We start from the raw sequence: 16,141 nt of genomic DNA on the forward strand, positions 1-16,141 counted from the left end.
CACCAGGTACACCTGCTCGTGGGGGTTGTAGATGCGCTCGCCTGGTTGCAGGGTGACGAAGGGGACTTCGCGGCCCTGGTTGTCGGTCAGGTAGATGAAGCTACCGCTGCGACGCAGGCTCTGCTCCCAAGGCAGCACCCAGCCACGGCCGAGCACGCTGTCGACGGTCAGGTCGCTGGCGTAGAAGCGCGACCATTCGATCGGCATGAGGCCCGGGAGGCTGAAATCGACTTCGTCGTGAATGACCTTGCGCCCAGTCGTGAGGTCGACCGGGTTGCCCACCAGGCCGCCCACGGCACGCTCGATCGCGGGGCCGACCACATAACGGCTGGCCACCTCGCCGGCCACGAACCCGGCGGTGAACTTGGCCACGCACGGCATGATGGCCTTCATGCCGGCCTGGCTACCGGCCTTGATCAACTGCGCGATGCCGCCAGCAGCACCCGCGATGGCCATCAGCACATCGACGGTGGTGCGTAGCCATTCAGGTACTTCATCATCTACCGGCAGGTAACGGTAGGTACCGCCGCCGATGATGACGTTGTCCGAGCCACTGGTAATGGTCGCGCCGCAAGTCAGCTTGTCGCCATTGCGTGCGGCGGCCACGCTGTTGATGAAGACGTTGGTCGAGCCTTCGGCGATCTGCACCGGCCCTGGGTGCTTGTCGCAGGCACCGATGCTTTTTTCGACGCGGGCGGCCTTGCGGCTATTGATGAAGACGTTGGGGGAGGCCGTCGTTATCGTCCCTGAGGGGGATGAGAACATTTTGCCTATCGCCTCCCCTGCGGCAACCAGCAAGCTGCCCCCTACACCTGCCGCGAGACCGGCCAGCAAGGCCACGCCGAACCCGCATGTGAACGTGGCGATGGCCACCGTGGCCACCAGCGCGATCCCCAGGGCGGCTCCGATCAGGAAGCCCCCCAGCGCGCTGGTGTGCGAAATCTCGTCGCCGAACCTGGCCGCTTCGAACATGAGGGGTTACTCCTGTTCGCCGGGCTCGGCGCTGGTGACGTCGGGGTTACGTGGGGTGAAGCTGGCCAGCAGGTTGTCCCAGTCCTGGTTTTGCTGAGGGCTGAAGTCGGCCTGCGCAGTGGTCGAAAAGATCAATGCACGCCCGGGGCTGATGATGAAGGCGGCTTGACGCTGGTACAGCGGGCGCCCTTGGTTCATGTAGTAGGCGTCGATCTGGATGCCGGGAATCGGCGCGGTCGTGGAAAGCGAGACGGGCTTGTTGCCCATGCGGGTATAGCCGCGCAGCTTGGAGGTCAACATCTTGACCTGGCGATCCACATACGCTTGCAGGGCTTCGTCCGGCAGCAGGGTGTCCCGCGATATGGTGATGCTCAACGGCGCAGGAACACTGGCCCCCAGAACGAACATATTGACCGTACGGTCCTCGAAACCTGCCGGCAGCGTGATGCCACCTTCCTGCAATTCATAGTCCATGTGATGAAAATTCCTGATAACGAAAACGTTCGGGTCAGCGCAATGCAAGGCCGTCGAGCATACGGTCGAAGTCGGTCAGCCATTGGCTGAGGCTCGGTCGGGTCGGGTCGATCACGCAGGAGATATCCAGCCATTGCAGCGAGTCGCTACCCTCGACCGGCACCAGTGCCCCGACCATCCGCCCATGTCGGGGTTCATGGCCGGCATTGAAGTGAAAATCCACGGCTTTGGCCGGGCTGCCGGCCACGTAGCAGTCACGCTGGCGGATCACGCGCAGTTGCGGGTTCAATTCACGCAACGCCTGGATTGCAGCCTCGAACAACTGCTCCAAGGTTTGCCGAGAGCGGACATCACGGCGGCGGATCTTCAGGGTAACCGGCTCGCCTTCATGTTCGAGGGTGGTCTGGATGTCGCGGAAACGAAAGCCGACTGGAAATTGCAGCGTGAAACCACCAAAGGTGAAACCGCTGGCCACATCCTGCAGCGCGACAGGTACCGGCTCCGGCTCGACCACCGGCTCCGGTACGCTGGCGGCTTGCGCCAGCTCGGCCAGGCGGGCGGCTTCCTGTTGGGCTTCGCGCTTGGCGGAAATGCGGTCGTAGATCGACGTCCTGCTCATCTCTACCCGCCTCAGTCGTTGATCCGTACGGGAGCGCCGGTGATCTGCGTGAGGTCGGTACTGTTGGTGGTGATGACCTTGCCTTTGATCTCGATGCCTTCCGGGGTCAGCTTGATGCTGCTGTCGCCTACCTGCAGGATGATGTGCTGCTTGGCCGCCACCTGAATGAACTGGTTGTCGACCTGAAGGGTGTAGGAGCCCTCGGTGACCTGCACCACGGTATCTTTCTTGACCGTCTCGGTGTGCGCCCCACCCACCGTGATCGTCCGGTTGTTCCCCACATCATGGGTCTCGTCCAGTTCGATCTCGGTGTCCATGTTGCGCTCGGCGTGCATGATGATCTGCTCGGCGCCGGCCTTGTCTTCGAAGCGGAAGAAGTTGGCGGTTCCGCCATCGCCTTTCGTCGAGCGGGTCAAGAAGCCGCTCTGGGTCTTGTTCGCCGGCAGCGACCATGGCGGGGTGTTGGAAGTGTTGTACAGGCTGCCCATGATCAGCGGACGGTCCGGGTTGCCGTCGAGGAATACCACCACCACTTCGTCGCCGACGCGTGGGATCTGGATGCTACCGAACCCGCCACTGGCGCCGGTTTGGGCGACGCGTACCCAGCAGGAGCTCTGGTCGTTGAATTCGCCGTTGCGGTCCCAATGGAACTGCAACTTCACCCGGCCCAGTTCATCGGTATAGATTTCTTCGCCAGGGGGGCCGACGACGATGGCGGTCTGCGGGCCGGTAATGGCCGAGCGCGGGGTATGCAGCTCAGGCCGGAATGGAATCTTGCGACGGATGCAGGTGAACCCGTTGCGGTAACCGGCTTCGCCATCATTGGCGTAGTTGTTCTGCCCCCAGTGGTTGACCGACAGGATCAGGAACTGTCGATCGTCCGGGGCATCGTTGTCATGGTCGTAGTGCTGGGTCAGCTCGAAATAATGCCCAGGCTCCATCGCTCGGCAGTTGCTCTCACCGTTGAAGGTCTTGCCGTTGACCTCCATCGCTTCGAGGCGATGGCGTGCTTTGCGCATGCCTTCGTCGGCATTTGCGTACCCATAAAGGCCTTCGTATTCGAACACTTCGTAGTGGCCGATATCGCCCTGCTGGTTGACCGAATTGAGCTGGACCAGATGCGGGTTGCCGGGCTGCTTGTAATCGAACGACTTGAGCGTCAGGCGTGTCGGCTGGAAGCGGCGTGCCGCGGACCAGGAGGTGATCGAGTCGGCTGTCTCGGTCACCGATGCGCTGTGATAACGGATCACCGGCTGGCGCTCGAGCTGAGGGAGCATGCTGCTGTCATCGCTGATGATCATGCGATGGCCTTCCTGGCTGTGCTGGAAGGTGAAGAACAGCCCTTCCTGCTCCAGCAGGCGCAACACGAAGTTCAGGTCGGATTCCTGGTATTGCGTGCAATAGCTGATCGGCTTGAGCGGCTGGCTTAGGCGGAACTCATGGTCCGCCAGCGTGAGGTAGTAGGCGAAGACTTCCTTGACGATCTGCTCGGTGGTCTTGTCCTGGAAGATGCGCGAGTCGCGACGGCGGCTGAGGATCCAGATCCAGGGCACGAGCTCGGCGGTGTAGTTGGCGATGCCACCATCGGCGCCGGTATGCACGAAGTCCGATACATGTGCGCTGATGTACTTGGTACTGCCGTCGGCCAGTGCGATCCCCAGGGTGACCTTCTTGCCGATCAGTTTCTTGAGTTCGATGCGGGCATCCTGGGAGATGAGCTCTACCTGGAAACTGAACAGTTCGGAGATCGCTTCCCGGCCGCTGAAGCTGAGCAGCTGCAGCTCTTGTTCCGGGGGCAAGGGGGAATCGAAGGTGAACAGGCGTTGATGCTGGGTGAGCATCGACTCGAGGGCGTCCGTAATCATACCAATGCATCCTGCATCAAGCTGGAAATCGACTAATGAAAACGTGCTTGACAGAGGCTGTCAAATGATGGCGATACGCCATACCACGCTCTGGTGACGCCCGCCCGCAGTCACCAGAGGCGCTGGGGAGGATGTGAAGCGGTATACGCTTTATCGATTTATTGCTACGGATTTTACCCACCGGTTTGATCTGGTGGACTTTCGGGGTGTAGGCTCCTTGCGCTTAGCCATGAGGCAGTACACAGCGAATTTCAGGGAGCGTCGCCATGAGCGTGAGTGAAAGCCAACTCAGCCAACTAGACCGGGAAATGGATCAGAATCACCGGGAAATGGTGATCATGACGCTGGAGGACTTTCACGCACAGGCCCAGTTCGCCCAGCAGAAACACTGTGCCACCCAGCCACCGCTGGCCTGTAACCGCACACAGGGCGAGATGCTGAATGGCACATGGCAAAGCGTGAAGTCCACCTACAATGGCGTGCCTCATTCCTTCGTCAATACGACCTGGGGCGTTCCCACGGCCATGGCGGCCTGGGACGCGAGGAACATCACCGCGTTCATCCGCGACATGAATGGCATCGGCACGAAAGTGCGTTACACGGTGCGCAACGGCAAGCAGTACGTGATCCTCACCGGCTATCCCGGCCTGCGCAAAACACTCAACGCGCCGCGCTATGGCATCCAGAACGCCAAGCTGGTCAGCATGGGCATCGGCAAATATGGCGTGCGCGGCTCGTCCATCAAAGGGTTCAAGCTTTCCTGCTATGTGGCCGTCGCCATCGAGGTAGCCGAATGGGTATTTGGTGACGAGCACATCATGAGCGACCTGTTCGGCGGCGTCGGCGTGGAGTTGATCAAGGCGGGCATCGCCTCGGCGCTCGGCTACGCCGCGGCGCTGGCCGTTGGCTCATTGTTCACCGCCGCTGCCGCACCGGTCATTGCCGGAGCGCTCGTCGTATTTGCGGTAGGGCTTGGGCTTAACGCGCTGGACAACCATTTCGGCATCAAGAATGCCGTCAAGGCCGGCTTGCGCTATGCAGTGGATCACATCCAGGCGATCCACAAAACGATCACCGAAATCAAGCCAGCCGACCTGCGCCGCTACGCGGAGCAAACCGCTGCCGACGTCGCGGGTAAAATTGCCGACGAGCTTTACGATGAAGCCAAGTCCTGGATCATCCGCAAATTGCGTCCAGACGGCATTGACCTGCCAACCTGGCCAAGCGCACCCAGGCTGCCATCGATGCCGTCAATGCCTTCGCTGCCAACGTTCAATCTACCCAAGTTCTGACGATGAAAACACACTCTTCACAGATATCCTCCGAACCGACGGCACTGAAGATCAGGTCGTTGGCAGTGATCATGCTCATTGCATTTCTGCTGGTCGGCGCCATCTCGGTGTACGCCTATATCCACTACCTGTTCCCGCTGTACGGCAGGCTCCTGCGCGGCGCCCCCGTCGTGGAAACGCCGTACCTGGCGTTCGGGTTGCTCATGGCGCCTCCCGCGCTGGCCATTCTGCTGGTCGGCAGCGCGATCTGCGCCTGGACCGGCAAGAAGTTCGACCCGCCTCCCGCTTCACGGCTGCACCGTTTCCAGACCTTGATGTTCGGGTTGTCATTGAAGACGCTGCTGTATGTGGTACCGGCAGTGATGGTCCTGACTACCCTGGCTCTGCTTGCCAGGGGGTATTCGCCCTGCTCGAAGCTACTGATCTCCGGGTCTGCTTGGCAGCTGTTCTGGGTCAATGACGAACGGGTGTGCTTCAAGCCGGATCACTACATCAATGACAACTGGCCGTGCAAGGTCATCGATGGCAAGGATGTTTGCGTTCAGGTCGATGGGCTATAGCTCTAGGCGGCGCCATTGGAGCTGCTGCGCGCCCCATCGCGGGACAAGCCCGCTCCCACAAGGTAGCGGGTCGCAGGGCCACTGTAGGAGCGGGGCTTGCCCCGCGATGGGCTGCATGACAGCCCCGGGCTCGTTTGACTCAAGCACAGGTATTCCAACACCCTCTCCAGTCGCGTAGAGTTTTTTCCACGCGAACCCAGGGCTGTATCAGGAATGGACAAATACGCGCCGCGTCAGTGGCTCCCCCACGAAAAGCCCAGCCTTCCTGGTTCACCCTCCACGCCCCTGCATGCGCCTGCCACACGCCTGGCCTACGGCCTGGTCGGGCTGCTGGTGGCCATCACCGGGGGCTTGGGTAACGCGCTGGTCACCGCCAACCTCACCTTCCTGCAACGCGCACTGGGCGCCACCAGTGCGGAAATGGCCTGGCTGCCTGCCGCCTTCGTGATGACCAACGTGTCGATGAACCTGCTGCTGGTGAAATTCCGCCAGCAGTTCGGTTTGCGCGCCTTCACCGAGGTGTTCCTGGTGCTCTATGCCCTGGTCACCTTCGCCCACCTGTTCGTCAACGACCTCAACTCGGCCATCGCCGTGCGTGCGGCGCACGGCATGGTCGGGGCGGCGTTGAGCTCGCTGGGCCTTTACTACATGATCCAGGCCTTCCCGGCACAGTGGCGCCTCAAGGCCATGGTGCTGGGCCTGGGCGCCTCGCAGCTGGCCGTGCCGCTGGCCCGGGTGTTCTCCGAAGACCTCCTGCAGATCGCCGAATGGCGCGGCCTGTACATGTTCGAACTGGGCCTGGCATTGGCCGCGCTGGGCTGCGTACTGTTGCTCAAGCTGCCGCCGGGCGATCGTTTCAAGACCTTCGAGCCCCTGGACTTCCTGACCTTCTCGCTGATGGCCAGCGGCACCGCCCTGCTCTGCGCCGTGCTGTCCCTGGGGCGTATCGACTGGTGGCTGGAGGCGCCGTGGATCGGCGTCGCGCTGGCAGCGTCCATCGCCCTGGTGTGCTCGGGGCTGGCCATCGAACACAACCGCAGCAACCCCTTGCTGATGACCCGTTGGCTGGGCAGTGGCGCGGTGGTACGCCTGGCCTTGTGCGTGATCCTCATCCGCATGGTCACTTCCGAGCAATCCACCGGTGCGGTGGGCTTCCTGCAGGCGCTGAACCTGGGCAGCGAACAGATGCGCAGCCTGTACTGGGTCATGCTGCTGGGCGCGGCCACGGGGCTGCTGACCAGCGCCCTGACCATCAACCCCGCGCACCTGGTCACGCCATTGTTCATTTCGCTGGCGGCCATGGCGGCCGGGGCCTTCATGGACAGCAGCTCGAGCAACCTTACCCGCCCGCACCAGATGTACCTCAGCCAGTTCATGCTGGCCTTCGGCAGCACCTTCTTCCTCGGCCCGTCCATGGCCCTGGGCATCAGCCATGTGCGCACCAACCCGCGCAACCTGGTGAGTTTCTCGGTGATGTTCGGGATCTGCAACAACCTGGGCGGCCTGATCGGCGCGGCCCTGCTGGGCACGTTCCAGACGGCGCGGGAGAAGTTCCATTCAAGCCATATCGTCGACCGCCTGAGCTACCTCGAACCGCTGGTCCACGCCCGGGTCCAAAGTGGTGGCGCCGGCTACGCGGGGGTGATCGCCGACCCGGGCCTGCGCAGCGAGATCGGTACGCGCCTGTTGGCCAACGCGGCCACCCGCGAGGCCAACATCCTGGCCTACAACGATGTCTTCATGCTGATCGGCAGCATTGCCGTGGCCACCATGATCTGGATCCTCATTCGCAGCTTCTGGCTCTGGTACACCCGGCCCGCTGCCGCCCCCGACACTTCACGCGATGCTTCGAGCCGATGACCCAACCGACCCAGTCCACGACCACCACCGCCCTCGCCGAAACGCCCGAAGGCACCGCGCCGCCCAGCGAGCCCGGCAGCCAGGTGCGCACCCGGCGGGTGCGTATCCTCTCCTCGATCAGCTTCGCCTGCGTGGCCCTGGCTGGCGTGCTGCTGGTGCTCTATGCCTGGCGCCTGCCACCGTTCGGCAGCGCCATCGAGAGCACCGAGAACGCCCTGGTGCGCGGCCAGGTGACGATCATCGGGCCGCAGCTGGCCGGCTATATCGTCGACGTGCCGGTGCATGACTTCCAGTTCGTCAAGCGTGGCGACCTGCTGGTGCAGCTGGACGACCGCATCTACAAGCAGCGCCTGGCCCAGGCCATCGCCCAGTTGAAACAGCAGCAGGCGGCCCTGGCCAACAACCTGCAACAGCGCAAGAGTGCCGAAGCCACCATCGCCCAGCGCCAGGCGGCCATCACCGACGCCAGTGCCCAGGCCGACAAGGCCCGCGCCGACCTGCGTCGCAACCAGGCCCTGGTCAGCGACGGCTCGGTGTCGCGCCGAGAGCTGGACCTGGCCCGGGCCAGCCATGCCGCTGCGGTGGCCAGCCTGGCACAGGCCAAGGCGGCCCTGGAAATCGCTCGCCAGGACCGCGAAACGGTGGTGGTCAACCATGCGTCCCTGGAGGCTTCGGTGGAGAACGCCAAGGCGGCCGTGGAGCTGGCACGCATCGACCTGGACAACACCCGGGTCACGGCACCACGCGACGGCCAGCTGGGGCAGATCGGCACGCGCCTGGGGGCGTACGTCAATTCCGGCGCGCAGTTGATGGCGCTGGTGCCCGATACCTTGTGGGTGATCGCCAACATGAAGGAAACCCAGATGGCCAATGTGCGCATCGGCCAGCCGGCGACCTTCACCGTGGATGCACTGAACCACCTCAAGCTGCGTGGGCATGTGCAGCAGATCTCGCCGGCCACCGGCTCGGAGTTCGCCTTGCTGCAGGCGGACAATGCCACCGGCAACTTCGTCAAGATTGCCCAGCGCATCCCGGTGCGCATCACCGTCGACCCCGACCAGCCGCAAGCCAAGCGCTTGCGCCCGGGGATGTCCGTGGTGGTGAGTATCGATACCGCGCAGTAGCCCTGCGCCCGACTGCACATCATTCATTGAGCCAGCAGCGCTTCTGTGGGCTTTAGCCGCGAAGAATCCTACGCGATGCATGGCACCGGCTACGCCGGTGTTCGCGGCTAAAGCCCCAGGGATATCGCAGGCCTTGAGAGCGGCAGCACTCTCGGTGGGAGCGGGCTTGTCCCGCGATTAGGCCGGGCCCGATATCACCGTCGCCTGGCAAGGGCTTCGCCCTTGATCGCGGGACAAGTCGGACCGCCGCACCGCCGCTCCCACAGGGGCAGCATTGGCCGCTGCGCAGCCCGCAAGGGCTGGGTGATCTCCCACGAAGCAAGCGGAGCCTGGGTCGTATTTGCACGGCTCTCAACCGAAGGCAATTTGAGCTTGTTCAGCACCATAGAATCTCCCACAGGGTAAGCAGATTGTTTGCGATAGCTCAGGGTGTCCAGTCCACGCCATGGTCCTCCAGGTAGGCTTCCACCGCCGCTCCCACCGTGGGGTGGAAGATGTCGTTGCCGATATGGCGGAGCACCTCCAGGCGCAGCAGCTTGTCCCTCACCGGGTCCGGCTGCGGGCACCTGCAGCCTCGGCGACCGGCGTCCGCGAGGAACTGCTGCTCACCGCGATGCCCTGGAACAACCCGGTCGCCAGGTTGGCAAGGCCCAGGCCGACCATTTCCTGGTTGGGATCGACCTGGGTGCGCGTCTTGGCGGCATAGGTACGCGACAACACGCTGGTGTCGGCGAACGACACCAGCGCCACCGCCGCGCCGCCGATCACCACCGTGGCCAGGTCGCCAAAGCCGATCAACGGGAACTCGAAGCCCGGCAAGCCCTGGGGCAGCGTGGCGACCACCACCGCGATGAGAATGCCCGGCAAGCGCTCCCAACGCTTGAGCAGCAAGATGATCGCCAGGGTGCCCGCCCCCAGGGCGAAGGCGTGCCAGTTGGCCTTGCCCTCGAGAAGCGCACGCGCCAATTGCACGGTGTCGCGCAACGGCCCGGTGCTCTGGCCGGAGATCCCGAACAGCTTGGGCGCCTGGCTGACCAGTACCGCCAAGGCGATGCCATTCATGTAGCCATAGCGGATGGGCTTGGACAGCAGCTCGGTGATGAACCCCAGCCGCAACAGCCCCGCCCCCACGCAGATCACTCCCGATACCAGGGCCATGGCGGCGGCCAGGGTAACGGCGCGCCCGGGGTCGCCCGCCGCCAACGGCAGCACCACGGCCAGGATGATCGGCACCAGGGCCGAATCGGGGCCCAGCACGAGGATCCGGCTGGGCCCGAACACCGCATAGGCCAGCAGCGGGACGATGGTGGCATACAGGCCATGGATACCCGGTACGCCCGAGGCCTGCGCGTAGGCGATGCCGACCGGTACCAGCATGGCCGTGAGCACCAGGCCGGCGACCAGGTCCCTGGGCAGCCAGCCCGGTGGGTAGTGACGCAGCACGCGCCAGCCCGGTACCCAGCGCTGCCAGCCCGTCAAGGTCGGCTCTGCTGCATATGCCAGGGGCTTCGGGGGCTGCGGCTCGGGTGGGCTGGGGGTGTCCATGGGCGTCTCGGCGACAGGTCAATGGAGTATGGATGAGCGCTGGCCGTTTGCCGCCCCGTAGGCCTACAGCCACCAGGCCAGCACGGCCGGCAGCCAGGCGAACGACAATACCGTCGAGCACATCACCAGGTTCGCCACCTGCTCCGGTTGGCGGTTGGCACGCACCGCGAGCAGGTAGTTGAACACCGCCACCGGCATCGACGACTGCACCACCAGCACCGCCCGCTCCAGCGGCTCCAGGCCCAGCACCGTGCCCACCCCCCAGCCCACCGCAGCGCCCAGCACGATGCGCAGGCCGCCTAGCAGCAGGCCACTGCCTACGTGGTGCAGGCGGATGCTGGCCAGGGAGACGCCGAGGGTCAGCAGCATCAGCGGGATGGTCATGCCGCCCAGCAGGTCGGCGGTATTGGCCAGCCAGCGTGGCAGCTCAAGGTCCAGGAAAATGATGGGCAAAGCCCCGGCCAGGCTGATCACGATAGGGTTGCGTAACAGCGCCTTGAACGACGCACTGGCGCCGGACATGGCGATGCCCAGGGTGAACTGGAAGATCGACAAGGTCAGGAAGAACGCCACGGCCAGGGCCAGGCCATGCTCGCCGAACGCATACAGGCTGATCGGCAGCCCCATGTTGCCGGTATTGGGGAACATGAAGGCCGGCATCAGCACCCGCCAATGCTGGCCGCTGGCACGGCTGACGATGAAACCGGCCAGGGCCATGCCCAACAGGCACAGCACACAGGCCAGGGCCATGCTGGTGAAGGCGGCAGGGTCCAGCTGGGTGCGGCTCAGGGTGGAGAGGACCAGGGACGGTGTACCGACCACCATGACGATGCGGGCGATGAATTCCGTGGGGTAGTCCTGGCCACGACGGGCCCAGGCATAGCCGATGCCGGCGACGATGAACACGGGGGCCAGGACGGCGAACAGCGAAGCCAGCATGGAGGGGTTCCTGCATCCGGAAGTGAGAAAAGCCCGCGTATTATGCGGGTAGCGCCGAGCCTGTGGGAGATAACCTCGCCCTTTGGGCTGCGCTGTCGAGCACAGAACAAGTGGCTGGTACTGCCCTTGTGGGAGCGGGCTTGTCCCGCGATCAGGCCCGCCTCGATATCACCGTCGCCTGGCAAGGGCTTCGCCCTTGATCGCGGGACAAGCCCGCTCCTACAGGAGATCGCGGTTTACTGAGCGGCCTTGTGCTGCGAAAGGGGTGCGTAGCAACCCCAGGGTCCGCAGAGCTCATGCCTCGGCCTGCGGCCTCCGGTCGCAGGGGGGAGCCCCTTGGGTAAAACGCGCCAAGGCCTTAGAATCGCGCCTCCTTTTCGCCCCGTTGCCCAATCCCAAGCCCCAACTGCCCGCCGAGGCGGTAAGCGGCGCCTGGGTCGCATCCCTTGCCAGGCACGTCCGCGCAGCCCTTGCGCCGTCGAAAAGGCACACTCGTGGCTTTTCTCAACTAGAGGTAACTATGTCTGCGCGTTTGCTGGCCATGGCGCTGGCACCCCTGCTTGGGCTGTTCATCATTGCCCTGGGCAACGGCTTCCTGTCTTCCCTCACCACTTTGCGCCTGGGCGATGCCGGCGAATCGGCGACCATGATCGGTATCGTCTCGTCGGCCTATTTCATCGGCCTGACCCTCGGCGCTATCTTCAACGACCGGCTGATCCTGCGCATCGGCCATATCCGCGCCTACACCAGCTTCGCCTCGCTGATCGCAGCGACCATCCTGCTGCAAGGGCTGTTCTACGACACCACCTGGTGGTTCGCCCTGCGCCTGATCAACGGCTGGGCCGCGGTGGGCGTGTTCCTGGTGATCGAAAGCTGGCTGCTGCTGGCCGGCGACCCGAAGATCCGCGGCCGCCTGCTGGCGTTGTACATGATCGCCTTCTACGGTGCCGGCGTGCTGGCCCAGGCCACCCTCGGCGAAATCACCGGCTGGGGCGCCACCGCGCCGTTCATGGTCGCAGGCATGCTGGCCACCCTGTCGGTGGTGCCGATCGTGGTATTGCCACGGGTGTCGCCGCTGCTCGACCAGGTCGAACCGCTCAAGCCGCGCCAGCTGCTCGGCATCGCGCCCACCGGCCTGGTCGGCTGCTTCGGCTCGGGCGTGGCCATCGCCGGCATCTATGCCCTGCTGCCGCTGTACCTGCAGCGCATCGGCATGGACGTGGGGGAAGTCGGCGAAATGATGGCCTGGGTGATCCTCGGCGCGATGCTGTTGCAGTACCCGGTCGGGCGCTGGTCCGACCGCAAGGACCGCCAACTGGTACTGATCGCCCTGGCGGCGATGTGCACCGTGCTGTCGGTGCTGATCGTGCTGCTGCCGTCCGATTCGGCGCTGCTGCCGGCCCTGCTGTTCCTGCTCGGTGGCGGAGTGTTCGCGCTGTACCCGGTGGCGGTCAGCAGCGCCGCCGACCGCGCCCCGTCCGATGCCCTGGTGCCGATGATCCAGGGCCTGCTGCTGATCAACTCGCTGGGCTCGTCCATGGCCCCGCTGGCCATTTCGCCGGTGATGAGCGCCTATGGTGAGGCCGGTCTGTTCTGGACCTTCGCGGTGATCAACCTGGCCATGGTCGGCTTCTTCCTGTGGCGCCGCGGCAAGCGCCCGGCACCGGAGCACCCGGCACCGTTCGCCCCCGCGGCCACCTTCTCGCCGACCGGTGCGGAGCTGCGGGTCACCGAGGAGCTGATGCACGCCGCCCAGGAACACCCGACCATGGCCGACGCGGTCAATGGCGAACACCCGGCACACCGGGCCGAGGCCAACTGACCGCCCGGGGGCTGCAGCGCAGCCCCTACCACTGGTCGCCTGCCGGGCACCCTGCTCGGCCTTGGGCAGACGAACCTAGGACAATCATCCCGACAGGAGATTCGCCATGGTTCGCCTACAGCCCCTGCTCCTGGCCCTGTGCCTGGGCCTTTCCAGCGCCGCCGCCGTTGCCGCCACCGACATGAACGGCGCCGGCAGCCCTCCCCACGACGACCATACTTCGGGCGAGCACCCTCGCGGCAGCACAGCCGGCGAAGGCAGCAGCACCAACAACCCCGGCGGCACCCAGGACAACGACAGCAGCGACACCGGCACCAATTCCGATGCCGCCGACGGCACTACCGGCGGTTCGAACAATACCGGCGAAGCGACCGGCACCGGTGCAGGCAGCTCCGGCGGGACCGCCGAGGACCAGGACAGCCGCTGAGCGCCGGCACAACCTGTAGGAGCGGGCTTGCCCCGCGAACACCGGCGCAGCCGGTGCCATGTCCCGTGCAGTCAGCGCCAATAGCGCGGGTCATCCGCCACGCGTTCATGGGCCTGGAACAACACCGGCAGCTGCTCCTTGAGAAAGTCCAGCCAGGTGCGCACCTTGGCATCGAGGAAATGGCGCGACGGGTAGATCGCGTAGATCTCCCGTTGGCGCAACCGATGGGGCGCCAACAACCGGCACAGGCGCCCTTCCTCGATCGCCTGGGTCGCGGAGTAGTACGGCAACAGGCCGATTCCCATGCCCAGTTCGGTGGCCTTGAGCATGGCGTCGGCGACATTGGTGAGGAAGGTGTCCTGGGGCACGATCACGCAGCTGTCCGGCCCTTCGAACGACCAGTCCTCCTCGAACAACGGGTCGACCGTACGCAGGCACACATGCGCGTGCAGATCTTCCGGGCGCCGGGGCACGCCGTGGCGGGCCAGGTACTCGGGAGAGGCGCAGAGAATGCTGTAGATGCTGCCCAGAGGAATGGCGATCAGCTGTGAGTCCGGCAGGCCCTGGCCGATGGTGATCACCACGTCCTGGCCGTCGGCGACCGCATCCGGGTTGCGCTGGGACAGGGTCATCTCCATCACTACGTCCGGGCAGGCGGCGTTGTAGCGGGCCACCAGCGGCATCATCAAAAGACCCAGGCCATGGGTGCAATGAAAGCGCAGGCGGCCGCGGGGTGTGAGGTGGGCGCCGCGGGCTTCGTCCATGGCTTCGTCGGTGAGCACCAGGATCTGCCGCGAACGCTCCAGGAAACGCTCGCCCGCCTCGCTCATGCGCAACCTGCGGGTGGTGCGGTGCAGCAGGCGGGTCTGCAACTGGTTCTCCAGCTCCGCGACAATCCGCGACACCTGCGCGGCGGAAATGTCCAGGGCATTGGCCGCGGCAGCGAAACTGCCGCACTCCACTACCCGGGCGAAGGTTCGCATGGCGTGCAGCATGTCCATATCAACGCGCTCCGGTGATGGCATTCGTGCATCAAAGGCAGGAATCTATCACGAAACAGCCCATTTATCGCTGATCCCGCAGCAATACATCATGGGTCATCACCGATCAAAGGAGACCGCCATGAAAGGCTCGACCGCGTTTCTTGCCCTGTTCAGCTCCCTCGCCTCGTTCACCGCCTTCGCCGCCCCAGCCACCCCGCAACCGGTCAGTACTACCAGCCAGACGTACGAATACGGCATGCCCCTGGACGTGGCCAAGGTGATTTCCATCACCCCCGCCAGCAATGCGGCCGATTGTGCAGTGGGCACCGCGCACATGGTGTATGTCGACCACGAAGGCCAGGTCCACAAAGTGAAATACCAGGAAATGGGCAACTGCTCGCAGCTGTAGCGCCAGGTCAGGCCAACAGCTGTTCGATCCATTGCACCTGTGTCGCCACCTCCTGCACCTTCTGCTCCGGTACACCCTGGCGGGCCCGAACGAAGTGCGCCATGACCCGACGCTTGCGCTTGAGGTTCAAGTGCCACTTGGCCAGGAAGGCCGGGCTGCGTTCCTCCATCAGCAAGGGGCCGAAGTACAGCTGCTGGGGCGAATAGGCCACCGCCTGGCAGCGTTCGGCGACGATGATCTCGTAGGTGAACGCGTTTTCCTCCAGCAACTCCTCGCACAGGATGCGGTAGTCGTTTTCCATCAGCCACTCACGCAGGGTGCCCTCGCGCACGTTGGGCTGCAGCACCAGGCGTTCCTTGCCGCTCAGGCGGTGCTTGCCACGCTCGAGGATCTCGCGGATCTTCTCGCCGCCCATGCCGCACAGGCTGATGGTGGTGATGCCGTCCTGCGGCTCGATGGCGTCCAGGCCATCGGCCAGGCGCACGGCGATGCGCGCCTCCAGGCCGTTCTTGCGCACCTTGCGCTGGGCCGAGCGATACGGCGTCGGCGCGGCCTCGCCGGCCACGGCCGCCTCGATGCAGCCGCGCAGCATCAGCGCCACCGGCAGGTAGCCGTGGTCCGAGCCGATATCGGCCAGGCGCGCGCCGGCCGGCACATGCGCCGCCACCCGCTCCAGGCGCATCGACAATGTCTGTTCGTTCAACCCTTGCCCCTTCTTGCAACCCTTGCCCGGCGCCCTCGGCCGGATCGGGCCGCGATTCTGAACGCCCACGCCGCGCTTTTCAAATGCACGCGACCAGGGCCATGGCTCGACCCGGCCAAGCCGCTCGCGTAGGCTTGCGGGTTTCCTTCCGTTGCAAGGCGAAACCACCATGGCAGATATCATCTTCACCCCCGACAGCGACCCGGAATCCATCTCCTCCGACGTGGCCGAGTTCAATGGCCTGCTGGTCACCACCCAGATCCCGACCCGCGCCGACGGCAGCCTGGCGCTGGGCGACATCGTCGAGCAGAGCGAATGCACCCTGCAGGCGCTCAAGGACGCCCTGGAGCGCGCCGGCAGCTCGATGGACCGCGTCGTGCACCTGACCATCTACCTGACCGACATGGCCGACCGCCCGGCGTTCAACGAGGTCTACCAGCGCTTCTTCAGCAAGCCGTGGCCGGTGCGTGCCGCAGTGGGCGTGGCGTCGCTGGCCTTCGACGGCATGCGTGTGGAAGTGACCGCGATGGCGGCCAAGGCCTGATCC

The 16,141-nt window shown here is 64.6% G+C and carries 16 protein-coding genes and 1 pseudogene; 8 read left to right on the forward strand and 9 right to left on the reverse strand.

Annotated features, from left to right (window positions below):
* The 4 genes from ACNFCI_RS10245 to tssI form a co-directional block, all read right to left on the reverse strand.
* A partial coding sequence (locus tag ACNFCI_RS10245; RefSeq protein WP_416767954.1) for a DUF6531 domain-containing protein occupies nt 1-972 on the reverse strand: 972 nt, incomplete at its 3' end.
* Nucleotides 973-978: 6 nt separating this feature from the next.
* The gene (locus ACNFCI_RS10250; protein ID WP_224455784.1) at nt 979-1,446 is read right to left on the reverse strand and encodes a DcrB-related protein; all 468 of its coding nucleotides are present in this window, start codon (nt 1,444-1,446) and stop codon (nt 979-981) included.
* A 34-nt stretch (nt 1,447-1,480) separates the two neighbouring features.
* Nucleotides 1,481-2,065, reverse strand: coding sequence for a hypothetical protein (locus ACNFCI_RS10255; protein ID WP_416767956.1), 585 nt, complete (start codon nt 2,063-2,065; stop codon nt 1,481-1,483).
* Nucleotides 2,066-2,076: 11 nt separating this feature from the next.
* Nucleotides 2,077-3,930, reverse strand: coding sequence for a type VI secretion system tip protein TssI/VgrG (tssI, locus tag ACNFCI_RS10260; protein ID WP_416767958.1), 1,854 nt, complete (start codon nt 3,928-3,930; stop codon nt 2,077-2,079).
* A 266-nt stretch (nt 3,931-4,196) separates the two neighbouring features.
* Between tssI and ACNFCI_RS10265 the strand changes: the two genes are divergently transcribed.
* The 4 genes from ACNFCI_RS10265 (at nt 4,197) to ACNFCI_RS10280 (ending at nt 8,766) form a co-directional block, all read left to right on the forward strand.
* Nucleotides 4,197-5,222 carry a hypothetical protein gene (locus tag ACNFCI_RS10265; protein ID WP_084857817.1) on the forward strand — a complete coding sequence of 342 codons (1,026 nt, stop codon included), beginning with the start codon at nt 4,197-4,199 and terminating at the stop codon, nt 5,220-5,222.
* 50 nt (nt 5,223-5,272) lie between these two features.
* Entirely contained in the window at nt 5,273-5,782 is a 510-nt protein-coding gene (locus tag ACNFCI_RS10270) for a hypothetical protein (RefSeq protein WP_084857917.1), read from the forward strand.
* 213 nt (nt 5,783-5,995) lie between these two features.
* Nucleotides 5,996-7,642, forward strand: a complete 1,647-nt coding sequence (locus ACNFCI_RS10275) for an MFS transporter (RefSeq protein ID WP_416767960.1) — start codon at nt 5,996-5,998, stop codon at nt 7,640-7,642.
* On the forward strand, nt 7,639-8,766 hold the full coding sequence (locus tag ACNFCI_RS10280) for an HlyD family secretion protein (protein ID WP_224455794.1): 1,128 nt from the start codon (nt 7,639-7,641) through the stop codon (nt 8,764-8,766). Before ACNFCI_RS10275 ends, ACNFCI_RS10280 begins: the two co-directional genes overlap by 4 nt.
* A 424-nt stretch (nt 8,767-9,190) precedes the next feature.
* On the opposite strand, the gene ACNFCI_RS10285 is transcribed toward ACNFCI_RS10280, so the two are convergent.
* The 3 genes and pseudogenes from ACNFCI_RS10285 to ACNFCI_RS10295 form a co-directional block, all read right to left on the reverse strand.
* The gene (locus ACNFCI_RS10285; protein WP_324816768.1) at nt 9,191-9,313 is read right to left on the reverse strand and encodes a hypothetical protein; all 123 of its coding nucleotides are present in this window, start codon (nt 9,311-9,313) and stop codon (nt 9,191-9,193) included.
* A 5-nt stretch (nt 9,314-9,318) separates the two neighbouring features.
* Nucleotides 9,319-10,311 (reverse strand): annotated as a pseudogene (locus ACNFCI_RS10290) (SulP family inorganic anion transporter); the annotation flags it as partial.
* Between the two features lie 63 nt (nt 10,312-10,374).
* Nucleotides 10,375-11,250: an AEC family transporter gene (locus tag ACNFCI_RS10295; protein WP_324816766.1), complete on the reverse strand. Its 876-nt coding sequence runs from the start codon at nt 11,248-11,250 to the stop codon at nt 10,375-10,377.
* Nucleotides 11,251-11,770: 520 nt separating this feature from the next.
* Between ACNFCI_RS10295 and ACNFCI_RS10300 the strand changes: the two genes are divergently transcribed.
* Together ACNFCI_RS10300 and ACNFCI_RS10305 are read left to right on the forward strand one after the other, a co-directional pair.
* A complete protein-coding gene (locus tag ACNFCI_RS10300) occupies nt 11,771-13,072 on the forward strand; it encodes an MFS transporter (RefSeq protein WP_368828928.1) in 1,302 nt (433 codons plus the stop codon).
* Between the two features lie 106 nt (nt 13,073-13,178).
* On the forward strand, nt 13,179-13,499 hold the full coding sequence (locus tag ACNFCI_RS10305; protein WP_224455798.1) for a hypothetical protein: 321 nt from the start codon (nt 13,179-13,181) through the stop codon (nt 13,497-13,499).
* Between the two features lie 71 nt (nt 13,500-13,570).
* On the opposite strand, the gene ACNFCI_RS10310 is transcribed toward ACNFCI_RS10305, so the two are convergent.
* Nucleotides 13,571-14,500 (reverse strand): LysR family transcriptional regulator, encoded by a 930-nt coding sequence (locus tag ACNFCI_RS10310; protein ID WP_368828927.1) that lies wholly within the window; start codon nt 14,498-14,500, stop codon nt 13,571-13,573.
* 121 nt (nt 14,501-14,621) lie between these two features.
* Between ACNFCI_RS10310 and ACNFCI_RS10315 the strand changes: the two genes are divergently transcribed.
* Nucleotides 14,622-14,891, forward strand: coding sequence for a DUF2790 domain-containing protein (locus ACNFCI_RS10315; RefSeq protein WP_368828926.1), 270 nt, complete (start codon nt 14,622-14,624; stop codon nt 14,889-14,891).
* Between the two features lie 7 nt (nt 14,892-14,898).
* Here ACNFCI_RS10315 and ACNFCI_RS10320 read toward each other — a convergent pair whose 3' ends face one another.
* On the reverse strand, nt 14,899-15,594 hold the full coding sequence (locus ACNFCI_RS10320) for a tRNA (adenine(22)-N(1))-methyltransferase (protein ID WP_224455801.1): 696 nt from the start codon (nt 15,592-15,594) through the stop codon (nt 14,899-14,901).
* 169 nt (nt 15,595-15,763) lie between these two features.
* Between ACNFCI_RS10320 and ACNFCI_RS10325 the strand changes: the two genes are divergently transcribed.
* The gene (locus ACNFCI_RS10325; protein ID WP_084857807.1) at nt 15,764-16,138 is read left to right on the forward strand and encodes a RidA family protein; all 375 of its coding nucleotides are present in this window, start codon (nt 15,764-15,766) and stop codon (nt 16,136-16,138) included.
* Nucleotides 16,139-16,141: the final 3 nt, after the last annotated feature.

Origin of the sequence: Pseudomonas sp. NY15356, from assembly GCF_048068175.1 — a bacterium.
Classification (GTDB): domain Bacteria; phylum Pseudomonadota; class Gammaproteobacteria; order Pseudomonadales; family Pseudomonadaceae; genus Aquipseudomonas; species Aquipseudomonas putida_K.

Excerpts from the sequence above, each read along its gene's own strand:
- ACNFCI_RS10250 (WP_224455784.1), bottom strand. The coding sequence starts at position 1,446 with ATGGACTATGAATTGCAGGAAGGTGGCATCACGCTGCCGGCAGGTTTC.
- ACNFCI_RS10255 (WP_416767956.1), bottom strand. The coding sequence starts at position 2,065 with ATGAGCAGGACGTCGATCTACGACCGCATTTCCGCCAAGCGCGAAGCC.
- tssI (WP_416767958.1), bottom strand. The coding sequence starts at position 3,930 with ATGATTACGGACGCCCTCGAGTCGATGCTCACCCAGCATCAACGCCTG.
- ACNFCI_RS10265 (WP_084857817.1), top strand. The coding sequence starts at position 4,197 with ATGAGCGTGAGTGAAAGCCAACTCAGCCAACTAGACCGGGAAATGGAT.
- ACNFCI_RS10275 (WP_416767960.1), top strand. The coding sequence starts at position 5,996 with ATGGACAAATACGCGCCGCGTCAGTGGCTCCCCCACGAAAAGCCCAGC.
- ACNFCI_RS10280 (WP_224455794.1), top strand. The coding sequence starts at position 7,639 with ATGACCCAACCGACCCAGTCCACGACCACCACCGCCCTCGCCGAAACG.
- ACNFCI_RS10295 (WP_324816766.1), bottom strand. The coding sequence starts at position 11,250 with ATGCTGGCTTCGCTGTTCGCCGTCCTGGCCCCCGTGTTCATCGTCGCC.
- ACNFCI_RS10300 (WP_368828928.1), top strand. The coding sequence starts at position 11,771 with ATGTCTGCGCGTTTGCTGGCCATGGCGCTGGCACCCCTGCTTGGGCTG.
- ACNFCI_RS10305 (WP_224455798.1), top strand. The coding sequence starts at position 13,179 with ATGGTTCGCCTACAGCCCCTGCTCCTGGCCCTGTGCCTGGGCCTTTCC.
- ACNFCI_RS10310 (WP_368828927.1), bottom strand. The coding sequence starts at position 14,500 with ATGGACATGCTGCACGCCATGCGAACCTTCGCCCGGGTAGTGGAGTGC.
- ACNFCI_RS10315 (WP_368828926.1), top strand. The coding sequence starts at position 14,622 with ATGAAAGGCTCGACCGCGTTTCTTGCCCTGTTCAGCTCCCTCGCCTCG.
- ACNFCI_RS10325 (WP_084857807.1), top strand. The coding sequence starts at position 15,764 with ATGGCAGATATCATCTTCACCCCCGACAGCGACCCGGAATCCATCTCC.